This window comes from Streptococcus tangpeifui, from assembly GCF_044503215.1.
In the GTDB taxonomy this organism is placed as follows: domain Bacteria; phylum Bacillota; class Bacilli; order Lactobacillales; family Streptococcaceae; genus Streptococcus; species Streptococcus tangpeifui.
Genome location: NZ_CP172427.1, coordinates 278295 through 299392, shown reverse-complemented (window position 1 = coordinate 299392; position 21098 = coordinate 278295). Strand labels below are relative to the sequence as shown.

The window sequence follows — 21098 nt, the reverse complement described above, 5'->3', positions numbered from 1 at the left end:
ACAATGATTAGTACTAGTTAGTATAATCACTCTAACATACTGACACCTTATTTCAAAATCAAAAACTATCGCCCGAAGTGGTGGGACGATAGTTTGTTTATCATTCACCGCTGACAGCTCTCGCCTTCCTTCCAAGAAGAAAACTAGCTATGATAACAAGTAATACAAAAGCAATAATACTGGTTATCAAGACCACAGGACCTGCCTGACCTAACGTACCTAAAATCCATCCCGGAATTAAGTAGTCCGTATCAGCAAAGGTTGAAGCTGCTAATTTTAAAGAGCCTAAAAGCGGCAAAATAGTTAGAGGTAACCAGCTGAGTAAGAGACTATTGAAGGCCGAACCTAAGACAGCTCCTCGCCGGCCTCCCGTAGCATTACCATAGATACCCGCTGCTGCTCCACAGAAGAAGTGTCCGACAACCCCCGGAATAATCACCGTAGTGTGAAGAGCAATCATGGCAAACATCGATAAGGTCCCAACGATAAAGCTGACGAAAAAGCCAATCAGTACAGCATTTGGAGCATACGAGAAAATAATGGGAACATCCAAAGCTGGCTTAGAATCAGGAACCCACTTTTTAGCGATTCCTTGAAAGGCTGGAACAATTTCAGCCAAAACCATCCGAACACCTTGAAGAACAACGACAAAGCCAGCTGTAAAAGTTCCGGCTTGAACAAGAGCAAAGACGATAGCACTGGTTCCGTCACTTAATTTATTTTCCACGTAACCAAGTCCTGTAAAGAAGGTCAATGCAAGGTAAACTAAGCTCATCAAAATCATAATAGAAACTGTCGAGTCCCTCAAAAAACCAAATGATGATGGAACATTTAAATCTTCTGTTGACTTTGTTTCATCACCAAAAAATTTTCCAATCCAGCCAGAGGCCGCATAGCCAATATTACCAGTGTGACCCATTGCGACCTTATCATTACCAGTTATTTTTCTCATAAAGGGCTGACAAAGAGCAGGGGTAATCGTTAAAAGCGTCCCTTCAAAAATCCCTCCTAAAATAATCATCAGAGGACTGGCCTTCATGCCGGAGCTAATCAGAATAACGGCGGTAATACAGGAAACATACATCATTGCTTGTCCTGTCAAAAAGATATATTTAAATCTTGTAAAGCGGGCTAATAATATATTGACGATCATCCCTACCAGCATAATCAGGGCAGTCTGGCTGCCATAATCTTTTAAGGCAATAGCCACAACAGCTTCATTACTCGGAACGACTCCTTGAGCTTGAAGAGCAACTTGAAACATTTTCGCGAAAGGTTCCAATGCTGATTGAAGAATGCCAGCTCCGCCTGTCAGAACAAGGAAACCGACAGCTGTTTTAATCGTTCCCGAAACAACATCAGAAATCTTTTTCTTCTGCAAAATCAAACCAATCAGAGCAATCAGCGCAACAAGAATCGCCGGCTGCGTAACAATCGAAACAAATAAATTCAGGATACTTTCCATAACCGAGACCCTCCTTTAATCTCCAGAATTAACTGTGCGCAATCCCATTATCGTCTAAGAGCTGCAAAACTTTTTCTTTAATTTCGTCAGCATCAATAATGGAATCCAGAGGGATTATTTTTTCATCTGGTAGATTATTTAAAGCTGGTACCAGTGTTTTTTCCGCAAAGAAATAATCTGCCATATCTCCACTGATACTGCCAGAATCGGCATGATCAACCTGGAAATCATTCCTATCAACCCCAGCTGCTTCTAAAGCTGCTTCAATATTCATTTGAACCATAAAACTAGTTCCTAAACCACTTTGACATACGGCATAAATTTTCATGACCCTTCCTCCATCTTTATAATAGCCATAAATTCTTGACTAGTCTTGGCCTCTTTTAACCGCTTCAAGGTCTGCTTATTGGACAAAAGTTTCGTTAAAGAGGACAAAGCTTCTAAGTGCTTGTCATTATCACTAGCCGCTAAACAAAAAAGTAAATCTACTTTTTGTTGTTCATCATTCAATAAAAACACCGGCTCTTGTAATTTTAAAACGGACATCCCAAATTCCTTGACACCCTCCTCCGGCCGGGCATGTGGGAGAGCCACTCCCTGCCCCAAATTAATAAAAGGACCAAACTCTTTTACCTTATTGACCATGGCCCCAATGTAAACTTCGTCAATTTTACCTTGGTCAAGCAGCGGCTGGGCAGACAATCTTATAGCATCTTCCCAAGATATTTTTTTATCAGAAAAGCGTACACTATCCTGAGTTAAGAATCGCGATATCATACGGGCCTCCTTCCTTATTTCCTTGTTACCATCATTATAAGCAAGGAATGTAAGCGTTTCAATATTTTTTGGGTACAACTTCTGTCACGGCCTCTAACAAAAAGTGCACTAAAAAAGCCGCTAAGTTGCCTAGCGACTTTATAACTTTTATTTGGCATAATCAATGGCACGCAGTTCACGAATGACTGTCACCTTGATATTCCCTGGGTAATCTAGATTATCCTCAATCTTCTTGCGAACCTTATGGGCTAAAATAGTTACCTGATCATCAGAAATTTTCTGAGGTTGTACCATGATACGAATCTCACGACCCGCCTGCAGGGCAAAACTATTCTGAACACCATCGAAACCGGAAGCAATCTCTTCCAGATCGCGCAGACGCTTGATATAGTTCTCAATAGATTCATTACGAGCCCCCGGACGCGCTGAACTGAGAGCGTCAGCCGCCGCAACCAGAACAGCAATGACGCTCTCTGGCTCTACATCACCATGGTGACTGGCAATCGTATTAACTACTACAGGGTGCTCCTTATACTTACGAGCAAATTCTGTCCCAATTTCGACGTGACTGCCTTCAATATCCCGGTCAAGCGCCTTCCCCATATCGTGGAGAAAACCTGCCCTGCGAGCTAAAGCAACATTTTCGCCGACTTCACCAGCTAAAATACCTGCTAGTTTACCGACCTCAACCGAGTGACGCAAAACGTTTTGACCATAAGACGTCCGATACTGCAAGCGACCCATAATCTTAATCAAATCGGGATGAAGATTAGGAGCACCAATTTCGTAAGCAGCTGCTTCACCAGCCTCACGGATACGATTATCAATCTCCTGCCGGTTCTTTTCAACCAATTCCTCAATGCGAGCTGGATGAATACGCCCATCCTGAATCAAGGCTTCCAGAGTCATGCGGGCAATCTCACGGCGAATGGGATCAAAACCAGAAAGAACAACAACTTCTGGGGTATCATCAATAATAATATCAATCCCAGTTAGACTTTCCAGAGTCCGAATATTACGACCTTCGCGTCCAATAATTCGTCCTTTCATACTGTCATCTGGTAGATGAACTGTCGTAATAGTCTGCTCAGTAACATAATCACCAGCCAAACGTTGCATGGCCTGAGCTAATAAGTTTTTAGCCCTTTTATCAACTGTCCGCTTGACCTCATCATCAGCATCCTTAATGCGACTAGCAATATCCTGACTCAGATCATTCTCAGTCTCTGTCAAAATGACATCACGCGCCTCAGCAATAGTCATATTGGCAACTCGTTGCAACTCAGCTTGTTTTTCTTCTTCTAATTGTGCGATCTTAGCTTCTCGCTCATCAATGTGTTTAGATTTATCAGAAAGACTTTGTTCTTTACTATCAAGTGTTTTTTCCTTGCTTGATAAATTTTCATCTTTACGATCAAGACTTGAAGCACGCTCAGTCAGACGCGTCTCCATTTGCTTCAACTCTTGTTTTTCAGACTTAAATTCTTTATCAACTTCTTCACGATATTTTCTGGCGTCTTCCTTAGCCTCAAGAAGGAGCTCTTTGCGTTCAGCTTTCATATCCAATTCTGCTGTTTTTTTAATATGAACAGCGTCATCTTGAGCTTTTTCACGAATCGTAACGGCTTCTTGCTCGGCATTTAAAAGCGCTAGTTCTGCAGCTTCACGGTCAGCTTTTGTCTTAGCAACCATGGCTCCATAACCAATACCTAAACCAATGAGGATAGCAACAATCGCTAAAATAATATCTAGCATGTTTCACCTCAAATCTAATACCTTTTTTACCAAAAGGCTAACTTTAAGTCTAGCATATTTTAAAGAATATCTCAATTATATTTCTTACATAACAAACTCCCAACACCAGTATTTTATAGACCGTGATACTCATTTTTCATTTATTTCTAACATTTGTGGTATGATGAAATTAGTAAAACTTTTGAAAGTGAGGTTCACTTATGCCAAAAGATGTTGTTGTAGAAAGTTTTGAACTGGATCATACTATAGTAAAAGCACCTTATGTCCGCTTAATTTCTGAAGAACAAGGGCCTGCTGGAGACACGATCACCAATTTTGATCTTCGTTTAGTTCAGCCTAACGAAAATGCTATTGATACGGCAGGTTTGCATACTATTGAACACCTACTAGCCAAACTGATTCGCCAGCGCGTCGATGGTCTCATTGACTGCTCTCCTTTTGGTTGTCGTACAGGTTTTCACATGATTTTCTGGGGCAAGCAAAATCCGACAGAAATCGCTAAAGCCGTTAAATCCAGTCTGGAAGAAATCGCCACTAGCATTACCTGGGATGATGTCCCGGGAACAACTATTGAATCCTGTGGAAATTATAAAGATCACAGCCTGCATTCAGCTAAAGAATGGGCCAAGCTTATCCTTTCCCAAGGAATTTCCGATAATGCTTTTGAGCGCCACACCGTTTAAACAGTTGTAAAGTCTGATCTGAAACTTTCTAGTCCTAGTGAATAGCTCAAGCCCAGCAGATTTTTAAGCTTTAATCGTATAAAAACAAGAGTCTGAGACAAAAAGAGTTCAGGTCAAAGAAAAAACAGAGATTCACTTTTGATGTGAGTCTCTGTTTTTGTTGCGAGCCATTTTCTTGTTGTATTTGAGGAGGTTATTGGTCATGAGAACCAATCCCATGTCAATTGTTACTTGGCATTTCCCTCTTGGGTTACAGCGTTTGTCCCCCAAACAAGCCTTTATCTACCCACTACATCAACTTTTCCTTGTACGGAGATGGGGTGAAATGCTCCAGTGAACTTTGGCAGTCTGGAGATAGACTGCCAAACGCTCGCCATCTTAAAGAACAACAGAGGTTAAAGCCTAAATAAAAATGGAGAGCAAGGAAAATCAAAATCGTATTTATATCACGATTTACCGATTGAGTCCCACTCTCTTTTAAAAACTTAAAAATCAAGATTATCTGAATTGCCGGAAGCATTTCCAACAAAGTAGCCCGTTTGAGCATTTACAGAAAAGAGATAGGTGCCATCTGACTTATACATATTATAGTAACCATGACCATTGACAATATTAACCGGCTCCAAAATATAGTCATTACCTGAGAAATAACCACGTGACTGTGACGTTGAGACAACCTTTTCCAAGATACCATCACCAAAAATCCAAGCGGCATTATTGACATCCTTAACTGCATCCGCATTATAAGGAACTCGGCTCCGATCTCGTTGAAGAATGGAAGGGTCATAGCTGGTAATGCCAGACTGACGGATATTCCCACCAGAAGGAATAGAAGCATTATTGGATGAGCCAGTATTGGTATTTTGACCACCATTATCAGCAGGAGCAGAACCAGACTGACTAGATGAACTGGAAGCAGGAGTTTGACTAGCTTTTTGCTGCTCCTTCCCCTTTTTAATAGCTTCTTGAATCAATTTATCAAGTGTGCTATTACCAGTTTTAAGAGTATCATCAGTCAGGCTATCAAAATCCGCATCCTTCTTGGCCTTAGCATCGGCAGCCAACTTTCCATCAACAATCATATCTTTGTCAAAAAGTTTATTGACAGTTTTGATCGCTGTAATCTGCTTATTCAGACTGCTATAATCTGACTTGGCATCTTTATAATAAGTCGTACCATCAAGTTTTTTCAGAGTCTTATTGAGATTAACCAGCTGGCTGAACTGACTATTTTTCAACTGGGTCTGTTTATCATCAATAAAGAAGGACTTATAGGACTTTTGAAAAGCTTTGTAATCTGTTTTGCCAGCATCTTTACCTTTAGTACTAGCTCCAGAAGATACCGTTGTCGTTGACTGCTTATTCCAATAATTCAAGCCAAAACCAGTCCCGACAATGACCACTAAAATGGCCACTAGGCCAGCTACAATTCCTGCTTTTTTCTTTTTAGAGGGTTCTTCTTCTGGTAAGAAATCCTCATCCTCATCTGACTTTTCTTCTGGTTCAACCAGATAGTCTTCATCATTGATAGACTGGTCATCCTCAGCAGTCTTATCTGCTGATTTCACCCCTTCTTTGGCAGGGGCAAAGACACGGGTTTCATCTAGGAATTCTGGGTCCTTCTGGTCGGCAGCTATTGTTTCAGAAGCCTGATTTTGCGCTTGACTTTCCGGCTCTTCCTTAGATAATAAACCTTGATTGGCCAGTTCCTCTCTCTGCTTTTGAATAAAACTATCCAAAGATGACGTATCAATATTTTCAAAGTCAGACGTCTGTGCCTCATACTTTTCAGCAACCACTTGATCACGGTGCTGCTTAATATATTTATCGAGAACACCATCATCATCAGTGACGCCAGCTTCAATTTCTTTGTGTTTTTGAAGAGCTTCTTGAACTGTCATATCCTTGGCTTCTTCAAAATCCAGCTTCCCATTCTCATTTTCCTTAGCCATAAAAGTCCTCTCTACATTTCTGATCGCTTAACCCGCTGACCAAAATATTGATACAAATCAACCCGCAAGGTTCCATTATAGAGCTTGCGTTTCTTATCAGCGGCTGTCCCATACTTTTGTTCAAAATTTTCATCACTGGTCAAAATAAACTTGCTCCAAGTCCTAAGTGAAGCAAAGGTCTGACCCATTTCATTATACAGAATGTCAACCGCTTTGTCATCAAGCAATCGCTCCCCATAAGGAGGATTAGAAATAATAACGCCGTTGATTTTATCTGTTTTCAAGTCTTGCAAGCGCATTTGTTTCAATTTGATAACATCTGCAAGTCCTGCTTCTAAGGCATTATTTTTAGCAACTTCAATCATGCGGGCATCAATATCTGTCCCCATAATATCCAACTCTATATCATAGTTGGCTTTGCCGTCTGCTTCATCACGGACAGCCTCAACTAGCTCTTTATCAACCCAGGGCCAAGCTTCAAAGGCAAAATCCCGATTAAAGCCTGGTGCAATGTTCATACCGATCATGGCCGCTTCAATACAGAAGGTCCCCGAACCGCAAGTCGGATCGATAAAAGGTTTATCAGGATACCAGTTGGACAGCATAATGATAGCAGCTGCCATATTTTCTTTGATAGGAGCTCCGCCCTTATCAGTTCGGTAGCCCCGTTTAAAAAGACTTTCTCCTGTTGTATCAATCATGACCATGGCCTGATCCTTATGAATCGATACCTCTATCCTAAATTCAGCCCCAATTTCTTGCAGGGGAACCCCTTCAGGACGATGGAAATAGCTCTGCAATTTTTTAACAATGGCTTTTTTAGTAATAGCCTGAACACTAGGCTCATTATGGAGCTTGGAACGGACACATTTGGCCTTAGCTACTGGAAACTTAGCTCCCAAAGGCAGGTAGTTTTCCCAATCCAAGGCAAAGACCCCTTGAAAAAGTTCTTCAAAGGTCCGAGCCGGAAATTCCCCCACGACAATCTTAATGCGGTCTGCTGCCCGCAGCCAGAGGTTCGTTTCCGCGATTGTACGGATATCTCCTTGAAAACGCACCCGGCCATTTTCAACCTGGCGCTCAATTCCCAAATCTTTAATTTCACGGCCAACTACTGCTTCGAGTCCTGCTGCCGCTGTTGCTATTAAATTAAATGTTTGCTTCATATCTATCCTATTTTTATACAATAAAAGCTAGCCTGAGCTAGCTCCTAAACCTATTATGCAATTTTCTATAAGCCATGTTTTGTTCCGGAGACACTAGGCGCTGTCTCCTTCGATAATCATCTGTCTACCGCTTACGCAGTCAAGATGGTCCGTTCGGATTCCAGCCATCTCGTGCCCCGACCAAAATTTGGGTTGCTAGCTTGAGGGGTTTACCGCGTTCCACTCCTTGAGTTTCCCCAAGAACTCCGTCACTGTGGCACTTTCAGGACTGGGAACATATCCAAGAACTTAGCTCCGTCGTCCGCCGTCATGTCAAATAGACATGCCTAGGCTTATTGTTTCACCTAGCACAAACACTACTGGCATCACAGCCAGTGCTAGCATGGACTTTCCTCATATCGACTAAAAAGCGACATGCGATTATCCAAAAATTGCACACTATACTGTCTTTTAGTCCATCAGTTGTTTCCCGAAAACTTCCTTTTCAAGGCGGCTAACTCGCTTCAAAAGATCAATATTACTAGCTTGTGCCGAGGCCACACTAGCCGTGCGAAGACCATCACTGCCGTACGATGGGGTCACACTAGCAGGCTGAGCCGCAGCTTTTTTAGCATCAGCTTTTAACTTTTCATTTTCCTTGCGCAAAGCTGCAATTTGAGCCGCATAAGTCTCATAGTCCTTGATGACATCATCTAAAAATTCATCAACTTCATTCTTGTCATAGCCGCGCATACTGGTTTTAAAATCTTGTTCATAAATGTCCTTAGGACTAAAAATAATACTTGCCATTCTTTTCTCCATACCTATCTGTCATTTTTGTCAGAGCTAACAGCCCTAGCAAATAGTAATTATACAGACAAAACTATCAAAAATCAAGTCTTTACCACTCATCCTCTTCCAAAATTTCATTTAAATTTTCGAAAGTTAAGAAGTCTACAAAATAATGATTATTTGAGGTCATTTGCTTGATAAAATATTTCAAGTTCGTTTCAGCTTCAGAATCATAAAAAACATAGGCGCCATCAGTATTATCAATCAAAAATTGATTGTAAATTCTAAATTGGCTAGGATTTTGATAGCTCTCATAGGAATATTTCACAAAATCAGCCTGCTTAAAACGAGCCAGCTTTTCTTGATTGCTTTCCTTCCAATTTTGACCATGCGTTTGAAAAGGAAAAATCACTGCCGTTTGAAACTGATATTCTGACTTCAGCTCTTCAGCAACTTCAAAAGTCCAGAATTCAAAACCCAGATTTCCTGTAAAAATGAGCCAGTCCAAACCTTGATCACAATAGTGTAAAATGGCCCGTTTGATAGCTTTTTTGATAATCCCAATTTTAGGGTCATCATCTTTAAAAATTCCCAGTTCAAAATTACGGTAACCCGTTACAAGAATTGAGGTCATAGACTGTATTCCTTTAAATTTTTATGGTATAATGGGAAGGCTTATGGAAATAAGTCTGTTTCAGTTAGGAGAATTATGGTTAACTATCCACATAACCTTGTTCGTAAGCCATTTCCAAAAGTAAGGCAGCAAAAGAAAAAAACTGATTTTGCCAATCGGGGAATGTCTTTCGAAGCAGCTATCAACCAGACCAATGAATACTATTTGGCCCATCAGATGGCTGTCATTCACAAGAAACCGACCCCTGTTCAGATTGTCAAGGTTGATTATCCCAGACGGAGTCGGGCAAAAATAGTAGAAGCCTACTTTCGTCAAGCCTCCACAACAGATTATTCTGGTGTTTATAAGGGGCATTATATTGACTTTGAGGCTAAGGAGACCCGCCAAAAAACAGCCATGCCCATGAAAAATTTTCATGCCCATCAGGTTGAACACATGGAACAGGTGCTCAAGCAGGATGGCATTTGCTTTGTCCTACTGCATTTTTCTAGCTTGAAAGAAACTTATCTCCTACCAGCGAGGGCTCTGATAGATTTTTATCAGATTGACAATGGCAGCAAGTCCATGCCCCTTCATTATATCAGAAAAGAGGGTATCATAATCAAGGAAAGTGCCTTTCCTCAGGTACCTTATTTAGACATTATCGACTACCATTTTTTGAACGGAAGTAAAGACTTATGAAAAATTTTAATTTTAAATTTCCAGATTTGAAGGGCATTGGGAATAATTTATCCAACCGAATCAAATCAATTGGAAAAAGTGAAGGCGAACATGGACGCAAATTAACACCTAAGCAGAAGTCTTGGAAATTCTTTAAGTACTTTCTAGGCATTATCGCCTCCCTAGCAATCGTTGGGATCATTGCAGGCGGCTTGCTGTTCGCTTATTATGCCAGCAGTGCACCTAGCCTGTCTGAAAGACAGCTGGTTGCTACTAACTCAAGTATTCTCTACGACAAAAATGGCAGTGAAATCGCTGACTTAGGAGCAGAAAAGCGGATCAGTGCTAAAACCGATTCAATTCCTGTTAATCTGGTTAATGCTATTACAGCTATTGAGGACCATCGCTTCTATAAACACCGTGGGATTGATATCTATCGGATTATCGGTGCGGCCTGGCACAATATGACCCGTACCAGCACCCAAGGGGGATCTACGCTTGACCAGCAATTAATCAAACTGGCCTACTTCTCCACTAACAATTCCGATAAGACTCTTAAACGGAAGGCTCAAGAGGCTTGGCTGTCAATCCAGATGGAAAAGAAGTACAGCAAAGAAGAAATCATGACCTTCTACGTCAATAAAGTTTATATGGGGAATGGTTATTACGGAATGCAAACCGCAGCCAAGGGCTACTATGGCAAGAGTCTCACTGACTTATCCATTCCTCAGCTGGCTCTCCTTGCAGGGCTGCCAAATGCTCCAACTCTCTATGACCCTTACACCAATCCTGAACAATCCAAGAAACGGCGGGATACTGTCCTTTCTGAAATGTATAAGGTGGGCAGCATCGATAAGAAGACTTACGATGCTGCTATCGCCACTGATGTTGGAGAAGGGTTGATTCCACAGACCGAAAAATCAAGCTATGATGCCTACCTCGATAATTATATCAAGGAAGTTGTCAATCAAGTTTCGGCCAAGACCCATGCAGATGTCTACAGTGCAGGACTTAAAGTTTATACGAATGTTGACCCGACTGCTCAACAACGTCTTTACGATATTGTCAACTCCGATGATTATGTGGCTTACCCTGATGACCAAATGCAGATAGCGACAACCGTCATTGATGTGACTAATGGTAATGTTGTGGCTCAAATCGGTGCTCGGCACCAAGATGCAGCTGTTTCGATGGGGTCTAACCAAGCTGTCCTAACCGACCGTGACTGGGGTTCAACCATGAAACCAATCACGGATTATGCGCCAGCCATCGAAAATGGTGTGTACAACTCAACTGGTGCAAGTGTTTCCGATAGTCCTTACAATTTCCCTGGAACATCGACACCAGTTTACGACTGGGATAGAAAATATATGGGAAATATGTCTATCCAAACCGCTATCCAGCAATCTCGTAACATTCCAGCAGTTAAGTCCCTCTATGCAGTCGGTCTAGATAAGGCCCAAGCCTTCTTGAGCGGGTTGGGGATTAACTATCCTGAACTACAATACTCCAATGCGATCTCAAGTAATACTAGCAGTTCTGATCAAAAATATGGAGCCAGCTCTGAAAAAATGGCTGCTGCTTACGCTGCTTTTGCCAACGGCGGTACCTATTATGAGCCGCTCTATATCAATAAAATTGAGTTTAGCAATGGTAAAGACCAAACCTTCTCATCGAATGGCTCACAAGCTATGTCACCTGAAACAGCCTACATGATGGTCGATATGATGAAGACCGTTCTACAAGCTGGTACAGGTACCAAAGCTGCTGTACCCGGTGCTATCAATGCTGGTAAGACTGGTACTTCCAACTACTCCGATGATGAGTTGGCACAGGTCGAGGCTGATACCGGTCTTTACAATGCCTCTGTCGGAACCATGGCCCCTGATGAATCCTTCGTTGGAATCACGCCGATGTACTCTATGGCAGTTTGGACTGGTTACAAGAGCCGTTTCACGCCTGTCTATGGTACAGGTCTTGATGTCGCAGCAGAAGTTTATCAAGCTATGAGTTCCTTCCTCTTCCAAACTTATGGCAGCGGCTCTACAGATTGGACAATGCCTGATGGGGTCTATCGTAGCGGTGGCTATGTTGCCAAGAGTGGTTATAGTAACAACTACAGTTACAGTACATCGTCATCATCCTATGGCTACAGCAGCAGTTCTGATTCTCAAACGCAAAGTTCCAGCAGTAGTTCTGATAATAGTAGCTCATCGAGCAGTCAAACTGACCAAAATAATAGCGACAGTGATGATAATGATAGTGAATAGTCTAAAGAGTCTTGAGTTTACGCTCAAGGCTCTTTTAAACATCTTAAAAATCCTAGAAGCATTTTTCTCCTAGGATTATTATATATCTCTAAAAAACTAGAACTTATTTACTAGCCAAAGCTCCCATTGGATCCCAAGGAGCCAAAACTTTCGGTTCTGCTTGATAGGCTGCCAGCTCTTCTTGAGTGAGGAACTCTTTGCGGACAACAATTTGGTAGGTATATTCATCCATCCAACTATCAGTTGCAACGAAATAACCATCCTGACCGACCTTTTCTCCCCAAGAATTTTCAACCTTCCATTTAATAGGTTGACCCTCAGCATCCAAATCAACACCAGTGAGAACCATGGCATGAGTCATCAGGCTTTCGCTGTAATCCAACCGACCAGCTTTATCCTGCTTAAGGTTGATATCAAGAGCTGTCGCAAAATCGTAAAGATTAGCAGCCATAACGCCAGATTGACGGTTGCTGGATTGCCCCACATCTGAACCAAACCAAACTGTTTCACCAGCCTTCATTTGAGCGATAGCCAATTCCTTAAAGCGTTTCATATCTAGGTTGAGGTAGCGAACTTGGCGACTGCCAACTACATTCCCTAAAAGCTCAACTGTGTAAGACTTACCATAGGGCTTATCCGCTGTCGGAGCATTGATGATAGATACATAATCATCCAGCTTGAGGCCAACATACTCTTGGTAAAATTCCTGCGGTGTAATATCACTATCCTTATGGTAATTATCATCCTTATCGCGATAGGCAAAATCAAACCGACGCGGTGGCAAGCCAAGATTAACAGCTAAGAAATTAAAGATTTCTTGCAAGAGCTCCTCCTTCTTAGCTTGGACAGAGCTGTCATCAGCACCAGCAGCAATTAATTCCCGCAAGATTTGAGCATCTTGACGGAGCAACTTATTAAGATATTGATTAAGTTCCCGACTATTGCTAGATGAAATAGATTCTGGATAAACTGATTTGGGTACGACTCCGTACTTTTCAAAGAGAGCCACGACCATGTCCCATTGGCCCCCATCTTGTTGCGGAACATCAAGCAAGAATTTAACCTTGCGGCTACCTAACTCTTGGTCAGCTGTCGCAATAATTTGCTCTAAGAACCAGTTAGATTTTTCATACTTATCCCAGAAGAAGGTATGAGCTTGAGAGAGCTCAAAATTCTCCAACTTGAAGTCTGCCATTAATTTATGGCGGAAGGTATTGAGAGCCGCAAACATCCAGCAACGACCGGATTGTTTTTGATTGGCAACCTCATCCTTGGTTAAATCAATGGAGTAGGCAAAATCATTGTTTTGACTAGCCTTGCGATTTTCTAAAGACTTAAGCAGTCCAGCATGAGTCACAGCATTTTCAACAGCTCTCAGCTTAGGGTTGGCCTGGTAGTCTGCATATAGTTTGTCAGTAAAACGTGTTTCAATTTTCGACATAGTGCACTTCCTTCTAATTTTCATTTCTCATCTATTATAATACATGCCAAAGAATATGCAAACTCTTGCAAAGAATCAAAGGCAAAAAGTCTCATTAACCATCAATATCATCCCAGTCTTTTCTGCTAGCTCAGGTTATTTCAAAATTAAGCTTAAACATGATATAATGGCAAAGTAAAAATTTTAAGGAGAATTTAGAACAATGATGAATATGCAAAATATGATGAAGCAAGCGCAAAAACTACAAAAGCAGATGGAACAAAAACAAGGCGAGTTGGCTGCTCAAGAATTTATCGGCAAGTCCGCTCAGGATTTAGTTGTTGCAACTTTTACAGGCGATAAAAAATTAGTCTCTATTGACTTTCAGGAAGCTGTCGTTGATCCGGAGGATCTTGAAACCTTATCTGACATGACTGCTCAAGCTGTTAATGATGCCCTTGCTCAAATTGATGAAGCAACTAAAAAATCGATGGGAGCTTTTGCCGGTAAATTGCCGTTTTAATAAATGGAGGCTAGAAGCCTTATTTGCCACCAGCCTAGCTGGTGGTTTTCTTGTTTTTCTCTCTGAGAAAAACTGGTTGGAGCCATAATAAAAAATCGTTTGGAGTTTCCAAGCGATTTTTTTACTATATACGATTTTATTGAGTAATATAGGCCTCCATATTAAAAATCTTAGTGAGGATATAAAAAGCAAGCCCATTGAATAAGGCTAAAATTCCTACGATTATCAACATTAGTTCAAGGCCAATTAGCATCACACCTGTACTTTGTGAAATCATTAGAGTCACCAAGGGAAGTATCAATAACATGGAAACAGACTGAGCCGACTTACTCGTTTTGATATATTGAGATGCCCCTAAGACCAAGAAGCTCGACAGCATAACAAGTAATGGAGAAACTAACAATCCACTGATCAACCAAGTTATATTGGGAAAGAGCAAGTGGTGAAATAGGGAATAGCCCATGACATCTACGATGACACCATAAACTACCATAGCCAGCCAAGTGACCAAAACAGCTGGAATCATAGAGGCTAACATTTTCCCAACCAGTAAACTTTGAGGACTAATCGGTGTACTAAGCAAACCTTCTAAGGTCTTATGCTCCTTTTCTCCGATAAAGCTAAAACTAGCTATTAAATTTGAGAAAATAATTGGTAACATCATAAAAAGAGGAAGCATAAAAAATATCAAAAGAGCATAAAGCGGAGCTAAGTCATTGTCGATACCCTTAGGAAGGATTGTAGCTGGCAGGTTATCCACAAAGCTATCCATCCCATTGATAGAATCAAACAGCAACTCATTGTTACCGAGCTTTATGAGTAAAACTGGTAAAATTAGACTAAAGAGCAAGGGAATAAAAATGAAAAGCCCTAGAATACTCTTGTCTGAGAAAAAATCCTGCAAATCCTTGCGGATAATCACTGCAATCTGCTTCTTATTCATCTTTTGAGTCTCCTATTACTTCTAAGTAAAGACTGGTTAAGCTAAGAGCCTCACGCTCTATATGGTAGATATCACAGTCCAGAGCCACTAAATTCGCCACTAACTGAGGAATGGTTTGACGCTGGATACCAGTTATCCTTAAGCCAGTATCTCCCAGATCAATCCTTCCATAATTTTGAGCAGTCTTTACAGCTAATGTTAAGGGAGCTACTTTCAAACATAGGGGCTGAGCATCACAACGACTGCTTAGCAACCTCTCCAAATCACCAGCTAATAAAATCTTTCCTTCTGACATAATAGCCACATCGTCCACAATTAGCTCTAAACCGTGTAGTTGATGCGTACACATCAGTACTGTCGTTCCACGACTGGCAACGAGTTCTTTTAAATAGCTGAGGAAACTCTCAACCATCTGTGGGTCTAAACCTGTAGTTGGCTCATCTAAAATCAAGAGCTTTGGTTGATGTAAAATTGCTCTAGCTAGGGCCGCCTTTTGACGATTTCCTTTACTGAGTTTACCAACTGCTTCATTGAGATAAGCTACTAAATCTAAACGTTCCACCACTTCACTGATCGCTTGTTCAATATCAGAAGCATCAAGGCCATAAAGCTGACCCCAGATTCTTAGGTTTTCTTTGACAGATAGCTGCTCGTAGAGGTTGCCATCATTTTGAACCCCAATTTGCTTTAATAAATCAGCACGATTCCTTGTTGTCAGCGTTTCGCCAAACAGTTCAACCGTTCCACTATCTGCTTTTAGCAACCCTAAGATTGTCCGTATCAAGGTTGTCTTACCCGTCCCATTAGGACCTAAGAGAGCAAGAATGCGACCAGCCTCTATTTTCAGGTCAACACCCTTGAGTACCGACTTATGCTTGAAATTTTTGGTTACTTGCTGACAGCTTAAAATAGGTTCTACCATTAGTCTACCTCCTTAGCTAACTCTAAGCAAAATGATTTTTGCTGGCAATGAGGGCAGGTAAATTTTCGAGTTCTAGGTGTATGGGATGCGAAGATAAAAGCCTTTAGAGAAACATTAAAGATCTGATGGCAATTAGGGCATAAATAAACAACACGTCGATGATACTGGTACATCATCCTTATTACAACAAGAAAAATGACCGGTAAAGCAAGTAAAATAGTCCATTCATAATCGGTAGCATCAATGAAACTCGCATAGATAAAGACGATTACTATCACCAGCACCAAACTCCCCCATAATTGCCACTGCAATCGTCGCCAGGCTTTCTGATTTTTCAAGGTTAGTGAAAGGCCTGAAAGAGTTTTAAGGGATGAATCATCCTGTTTTTTCAGCCTGTCAAGCAAGTTGACAGCTGTGTCAAGTTTGCCCTGCTTATCAGCAATTTCAGTTTTTAGGTCTGCAATCCGCTCTTTTAGCAGGAGTTGCAAAACCGACATTTCTCTGTCTTCTGATAAAACCGTCTTGATGTCTTCAATCGAAAAATCCATATCACGCAGAAAACAAATGAGTTTAAGCTGCTCAGCATCAGATGCTGTATAGATTCGTCGGCCACCCTCAGTCAACTGCGACGGGGTTAAAATCTCCCTCTGGTCGTAGTATTGCACCGTTCGTACTGACACACCAACGAGCTTGGCTAGCTCACCAGTTGAATACGTCTTAGTCACTTATTACCTCCCTACCAAGAACAAGGAAAACCATTGTTCACCCCCTGTTCTCCTATATCCTAGCAAATGACGCTGCGTTACATGCAAGCCAAAACATCACTTTTTTGACAATTTTTGCTATTAATCAAATAAATCCCCCAAAGCTGCAAACGGATTGTCACCATGCGCTTCTTCCTGCTGATTAAGGTAATCTTTGTTACTGTCCAGTTCTAAAAAGGCTTCGTAAACACGCGCCGTCATTCGAGCATCCTCTAAGCTATCATGCCCACGCCCCTTGATTCCTAAAAAGTCAGCTACACTTGTTAATTTAAGGTTGACGATACCGTTTAAATCAGTCGAACGGCGCTCATAAGCTTCATCAAAGATGTCTAGCTTATATTGTGTAGCTAAACCAAGACCATTTTCAGCTAAAATCGGGAGATCAGACTTGTGAGCATTGTAGCCAATAAGTGGTGTGTCCCCAATAAAGGACTTGAAAGCATCCAGTACCTGATCAATCTTTGGGGCTTGTGAAATTTTATCCGCTGTAATTCCTGTCAAGCCATTAATAAAACTCTGCAAGGGGACAGACGAATAGACATAGCTATCGAACTGTGCCGCTTCTTCATGCTTGTCAAACTTAACAGCTGAAATTTGGATAATATGACTGACTCCCTCAACTGTATTAAATTCTAGATCAAAAGCAATATAAGTATCTAATTTTTCCATGGTATATCCTTTCCAATCAAAAAGGGAGTGGGAGCAACCCAAAAATTGAAAATTTTGGGCTGCATTCCCACCCCCGCACACCTCAAAAGGTCCGGGAGATCTTTTGAGGTCGGAAATAAAATTAAGAAGGTTCATCACGTTCGTTTAGGTTTTCCGCTTTGGCCTTGGCCAGCAATGGAGTCTGGGACAAAAGTCTAGACTTGTTAACATTGTTCTAGATTGACCAGATTGACGCAGTGGTTAATTGGCAGTCCTCAGTCCCATTGTCAGGCAACCCCCTAAACAGTCCACTGGACTGTTTAACTATCACGCAAGTGAGAGCAGCCAGCCTAATCAACTGTGCAGGGTAAGACTGCTTGGCATAGTCAACAAGTCTTGCTCCCAGCCAATGCGCTAAGAGTTTATTCCAAAACAGGGAGACTGGACGAGTTCTTACCCAGCCTCCTCTGTATTTTCAATTACTTACCGCCGAACATCCGTGCAAAAAAGCCTTTCTTCTGTGCACGAGCCTGCTGAATTTGAATCTCTTCAACCTGAGTACGAGCTTCATCTAATTCTAATTTAAGATTTTCACTGTCCTGCATAGCCGTCAAAGTCAGCTGTTGCTGCTGATCCAACTGTTTATCTTTTTCTGCAATCTGCACATCCTTGATATTGAGCTGCTCATTCATGGAAGAAAGCTGAACATCTTTAGCCTTAAGTTGGTTATAGAGACGCTCAATCTCCGCATTCTTCTCATCCACCAGAATTTCCATCAGTTCCCGCTGCTTAGTTTCCTCACTGACCGGCTCGTCCTCAAAAATCGTTTTCTTATAAATTTCTTCCAGCTTTATAAGGCCATCACGATTGACAACCGTCACACCCTTTTCATTTTTTCCAACAAATTCTTCTGGTAATGATTTTACTCGATTATTGACCGCTTGGCGACTGACACCAAGAATTTCAGCTAATTCACTGACTGTTTTTTCAATAGCCATAAAGTCCTCTTTTTTATCCGAAATTTCTTCTAAAATAGTATCATAATAGGCTTTGACTGTCAATTTCAACAAAGATTCAAAAGAACGTCTCTGCCCTAAGGTTGTCATTAACGAAGCTAGGCATCCGTAAATCCAACCAACTTATCCATTAATAGCCCTAGATAATCCGGTTAAAGAAAGCCTAGTCAAATCTGAGTCAATTTTTACATTGATTCCTAGCCTACCTCTCCTACCCTTATGCTATAATAAAGTCATGACAAAAGCTGAATTTGATACTATCATCATCGGTGGTGGTCCTGCAGGCATGATGGCGGCTATTGCTTCTTGCTCTTACGGATTCTCTACTCTCCTCATTGAAAAAAATAAACGCTTAGGAAAAAAATTAGCGGGGACTGGCGGCGGTCGTTGCAATGTCACCAACAGCGGCAGCCTGGATGATCTCATGGCTGGCATCCCCGGCAATGGCCGTTTTCTCTATAGTGTCCTATCCCAGTTTGATAACCATGATATCATCAATTTTTTCGAAGATAATGGGGTTCCTCTAAAGGAAGAAGATCATGGCCGCATGTTTCCAACAACTGATAAATCCCGTACCATCATCCAAGCCTTAGAAAATAAAATTAGGGAACTGAGCGGTCAGATTTTAACCCAAACAGAAGTGGTGTCAGTTAAAAAACAAGGTAGGATTTTTGTCCTAAAATCTGCTGAACGGACCTTTACTTGCCAAAAGTTGATTGTCACAACAGGAGGCAAGTCTTATCCCTCAACTGGTTCAACTGGGTTTGGTTATGACATTGCCCGTCACTTCAAGATAACAGTCACTCCTTTAGAAGCTGCGGAGAGTCCTCTGCTAACCGACTTTCCTCATAAAGCCCTGCAAGGCATTTCTCTGGATGATGTGACTTTAACTTACGGCAAGCATAAAATCACCCATGACCTGCTCTTTACCCATTTTGGCCTATCTGGGCCTGCCGCTCAAAGACTGTCCAGCTTCGTTTCAGGTGGCGAAGTTACTTATCTTGACCTCTTGCCCAAGCTAACAGCTGATGACCTGGCAGCCTTTCTCGAACAAGAGCGAGAAAAAACCATTAGAAATGCCTTAAAGACCTTACTGCCAGAACGTTTGGCTGACTTTCTCACCCAACATTTCCCTGAAAGAGTCAAACAGCTGACCCCTCAAGAAAAAACTGAGCTTATCAGAAAAGTCAAGTCTCTGCCTATTAAAATTACTGGTAAGATGTCTCTAGCTAAATCCTTTGTGACTAAAGGTGGAGTCGACCTCAAGGAAATCAACCCCAAAACTCTTGAAAGCAAAACAGTTTTGGGCTTGCACTTTGCTGGTGAAGTCTTGGATATCAATGCCCATACCGGTGGCTTTAATATCACTGCTGCCCTTTGCACCGGCTGGGTAGCTGGTAGCCCTCACTATTAGAGGACAATAATACCGTCCTCCCAAGCCAATATAAAGTTAAGTTTTCTAATAGTTTTTCTTAAGTATGTTTTTAGTGACTTTGGTTATAATTATCTCACAATTCTTCTTATTCAAACCCTTTGCAGCCCTAGCGGCTGCTTTTTTCTTATCTATTTTTGGTACAAGCCTTATCTCAAGCATTCTGCTTATTTAAGATTTAAAAAGAGTGACTCAACCAGCCACTCTTTTTCTATAAAATTTCTTTTAATTGATCGATATCTTCCTGAGTCGTGGACCAGCTTGTTGCTAGACGAATCACGGTATGATTATCATCATATTTCTCCCAAGAACTGTAGGCCAACTTTTCCCCTAATGCTTCTAGCTGACCATTTTCAACAATAACAAATTGTTGATTAGTCGGCGATTCATAAAAGAAAGAATAGCCCTTATCTTTTAAAATTCCCTTGAGCTGTTCAGCCAAACGAAGAGCTCCTTTACCAATTTCTTCATAGAGATTATCCGTAAAGAATTGATCAAACTGGATCCCCAAGATCCGCCCCTTAGCCAAGAGAGCACCGTGTTGTTTGACCATGGTATTAAAGCGCTTGGGCATATTCCCATGTGTAAAGACGACTGCCTCACCTATTAGAGCCCCCATCTTGGTTCCACCGATATAGAAGACATCTGTCAACTCAGCAATCGTCGGCAAATCAAGATCTGTCTCCTTCGCTGCTAAACCATACCCCAGTCTAGCCCCATCTAAAAATAAAGGAATGGCATAAGAACGGCAGACTTGAGCAAGCTCCGCCAACTCTGTCTTGCTATAGAGGGCACCGTATTCGGTCGGATGAGAAATATAGACCATGCCAGGATAAACCATATGTTCATGATTATCATCAGCATAAAAATCCTCCAGACATGCTTTAACATCCCCAGCAGTTAGCTTTCCATTTTCGTGCGGCAAGGTTGATACCTTGTGACCGGTATATTCAATCGCCCCAGCTTCATGAGCAGCAATGTGCCCTGTTTCTGCTGCTAAGACACCTTCATAAGACGCCAGCATGGTATCAATGACCACCTGATTGGTCTGAGTTCCGCCTGTCAAAAAGAAAACCTGGGCGTTGGGAGCCTGACAGGCCTCTTTGATTTTCTGACTTGCCCCCTCAGTATAGGAATCAAGGCCGTATCCTGCTAGATTTTCAGTATTGGTCTTGGTCAAGGCCTCCAAAAGCTTGGGATGGACTCCTTCATTATAGTCGTTTTCAAAATGTAACATAAATTTCCTTTCCATACCATACAGCTCGACACTAAGAATCAACTGAGAGTGGGACTCAAT

General features: G+C 41.6%; 20 protein-coding genes and 1 other RNA gene. 5 read left to right on the top strand and 16 right to left on the bottom strand.

Features of this window, described 5'->3' with window-relative positions:
* Nucleotides 1–100: 100 nt before the first annotated feature.
* From ACFSN5_RS01560 to ACFSN5_RS01545, 4 genes are all read right to left on the bottom strand, one after another.
* On the bottom strand, nt 101–1465 hold the full coding sequence (locus ACFSN5_RS01560; protein WP_165329307.1) for a PTS ascorbate transporter subunit IIC: 1365 nt from the start codon (nt 1463–1465) through the stop codon (nt 101–103).
* A 28-nt stretch (nt 1466–1493) separates the two neighbouring features.
* Nucleotides 1494–1793 (bottom strand): PTS sugar transporter subunit IIB, encoded by a 300-nt coding sequence (locus ACFSN5_RS01555; protein ID WP_165329306.1) that lies wholly within the window; start codon nt 1791–1793, stop codon nt 1494–1496.
* Entirely contained in the window at nt 1790–2242 is a 453-nt protein-coding gene (locus ACFSN5_RS01550; protein WP_165329305.1) for a PTS sugar transporter subunit IIA, read from the bottom strand. The genes ACFSN5_RS01555 and ACFSN5_RS01550 overlap by 4 nt, the downstream gene beginning before the upstream one ends.
* 147 nt (nt 2243–2389) lie before the next feature.
* The gene (locus ACFSN5_RS01545; protein WP_165329304.1) at nt 2390–3997 is read right to left on the bottom strand and encodes a ribonuclease Y; all 1608 of its coding nucleotides are present in this window, start codon (nt 3995–3997) and stop codon (nt 2390–2392) included.
* Between the two features lie 200 nt (nt 3998–4197).
* On the opposite strand from ACFSN5_RS01545, the gene ACFSN5_RS01540 reads away from it, so the two are divergent.
* The gene (locus ACFSN5_RS01540) at nt 4198–4680 is read left to right on the top strand and encodes an S-ribosylhomocysteine lyase (protein ID WP_165329303.1); all 483 of its coding nucleotides are present in this window, start codon (nt 4198–4200) and stop codon (nt 4678–4680) included.
* Between the two features lie 485 nt (nt 4681–5165).
* Here the strand turns inward: ACFSN5_RS01540 and ACFSN5_RS01535 are convergent, their stop codons facing one another.
* The 5 genes from ACFSN5_RS01535 to ACFSN5_RS01515 form a co-directional block, all read right to left on the bottom strand.
* The gene (locus ACFSN5_RS01535) at nt 5166–6632 is read right to left on the bottom strand and encodes a cell division site-positioning protein MapZ family protein (RefSeq protein ID WP_165329302.1); all 1467 of its coding nucleotides are present in this window, start codon (nt 6630–6632) and stop codon (nt 5166–5168) included.
* An 11-nt stretch (nt 6633–6643) separates the two neighbouring features.
* Complete coding sequence (locus ACFSN5_RS01530; RefSeq protein WP_165212064.1) at nt 6644–7798, bottom strand: THUMP domain-containing class I SAM-dependent RNA methyltransferase; 1155 nt, start codon at nt 7796–7798, stop codon at nt 6644–6646.
* Nucleotides 7799–7861: 63 nt separating this feature from the next.
* An RNA gene (gene rnpB / locus ACFSN5_RS01525) (RNase P RNA component class B) lies at nt 7862–8230 on the bottom strand.
* An 18-nt stretch (nt 8231–8248) separates the two neighbouring features.
* Nucleotides 8249–8587, bottom strand: coding sequence for a cell division regulator GpsB (gene gpsB / locus ACFSN5_RS01520; RefSeq protein ID WP_165212061.1), 339 nt, complete (start codon nt 8585–8587; stop codon nt 8249–8251).
* A 91-nt stretch (nt 8588–8678) separates the two neighbouring features.
* On the bottom strand, nt 8679–9203 hold the full coding sequence (locus ACFSN5_RS01515) for an SLOG family protein (RefSeq protein WP_165212058.1): 525 nt from the start codon (nt 9201–9203) through the stop codon (nt 8679–8681).
* A 75-nt stretch (nt 9204–9278) separates the two neighbouring features.
* Here ACFSN5_RS01515 and recU point away from each other — a divergent pair, with 75 nt between their 5' ends.
* Complete coding sequence (recU, locus tag ACFSN5_RS01510; RefSeq protein ID WP_165329301.1) at nt 9279–9884, top strand: Holliday junction resolvase RecU; 606 nt, start codon at nt 9279–9281, stop codon at nt 9882–9884.
* On the top strand, nt 9881–12133 hold the full coding sequence (gene pbp1a / locus ACFSN5_RS01505) for a penicillin-binding protein PBP1A (RefSeq protein WP_165329300.1): 2253 nt from the start codon (nt 9881–9883) through the stop codon (nt 12131–12133). The genes recU and pbp1a overlap by 4 nt, the downstream gene beginning before the upstream one ends.
* A 103-nt stretch (nt 12134–12236) precedes the next feature.
* On the opposite strand, the gene pepC is transcribed toward pbp1a, so the two are convergent.
* Nucleotides 12237–13574, bottom strand: a complete 1338-nt coding sequence (pepC, locus tag ACFSN5_RS01500) for an aminopeptidase C (RefSeq protein ID WP_165329299.1) — start codon at nt 13572–13574, stop codon at nt 12237–12239.
* Between the two features lie 202 nt (nt 13575–13776).
* Here pepC and ACFSN5_RS01495 point away from each other — a divergent pair, with 202 nt between their 5' ends.
* Complete coding sequence (locus tag ACFSN5_RS01495; RefSeq protein WP_165212049.1) at nt 13777–14076, top strand: YbaB/EbfC family nucleoid-associated protein; 300 nt, start codon at nt 13777–13779, stop codon at nt 14074–14076.
* 136 nt (nt 14077–14212) lie between these two features.
* On the opposite strand, the gene ACFSN5_RS01490 is transcribed toward ACFSN5_RS01495, so the two are convergent.
* From ACFSN5_RS01490 to ACFSN5_RS01470, 5 genes are all read right to left on the bottom strand, one after another.
* A complete protein-coding gene (locus tag ACFSN5_RS01490; protein WP_165329298.1) occupies nt 14213–15019 on the bottom strand; it encodes an ABC transporter permease subunit in 807 nt (268 codons plus the stop codon).
* On the bottom strand, nt 15012–15941 hold the full coding sequence (locus tag ACFSN5_RS01485; protein ID WP_165329297.1) for an ABC transporter ATP-binding protein: 930 nt from the start codon (nt 15939–15941) through the stop codon (nt 15012–15014). The genes ACFSN5_RS01490 and ACFSN5_RS01485 overlap by 8 nt, the downstream gene beginning before the upstream one ends.
* Nucleotides 15941–16666, bottom strand: a complete 726-nt coding sequence (locus tag ACFSN5_RS01480; RefSeq protein ID WP_165329296.1) for a MerR family transcriptional regulator — start codon at nt 16664–16666, stop codon at nt 15941–15943. The genes ACFSN5_RS01485 and ACFSN5_RS01480 overlap by 1 nt, the downstream gene beginning before the upstream one ends.
* A gap of 120 nt (nt 16667–16786) precedes the next feature.
* Nucleotides 16787–17374 (bottom strand): 3'-5' exonuclease, encoded by a 588-nt coding sequence (locus tag ACFSN5_RS01475; protein ID WP_004226538.1) that lies wholly within the window; start codon nt 17372–17374, stop codon nt 16787–16789.
* Nucleotides 17375–17832: 458 nt separating this feature from the next.
* On the bottom strand, nt 17833–18351 hold the full coding sequence (locus ACFSN5_RS01470) for a DUF536 domain-containing protein (RefSeq protein WP_165212121.1): 519 nt from the start codon (nt 18349–18351) through the stop codon (nt 17833–17835).
* Between the two features lie 253 nt (nt 18352–18604).
* Between ACFSN5_RS01470 and ACFSN5_RS01465 the strand changes: the two genes are divergently transcribed.
* The gene (locus ACFSN5_RS01465) at nt 18605–19783 is read left to right on the top strand and encodes an NAD(P)/FAD-dependent oxidoreductase (RefSeq protein WP_165212038.1); all 1179 of its coding nucleotides are present in this window, start codon (nt 18605–18607) and stop codon (nt 19781–19783) included.
* Between the two features lie 229 nt (nt 19784–20012).
* On the opposite strand, the gene ACFSN5_RS01460 is transcribed toward ACFSN5_RS01465, so the two are convergent.
* Nucleotides 20013–21038 carry a threonine aldolase family protein gene (locus tag ACFSN5_RS01460; protein WP_165212035.1) on the bottom strand — a complete coding sequence of 342 codons (1026 nt, stop codon included), beginning with the start codon at nt 21036–21038 and terminating at the stop codon, nt 20013–20015.
* Nucleotides 21039–21098 lie beyond the last annotated feature (60 nt).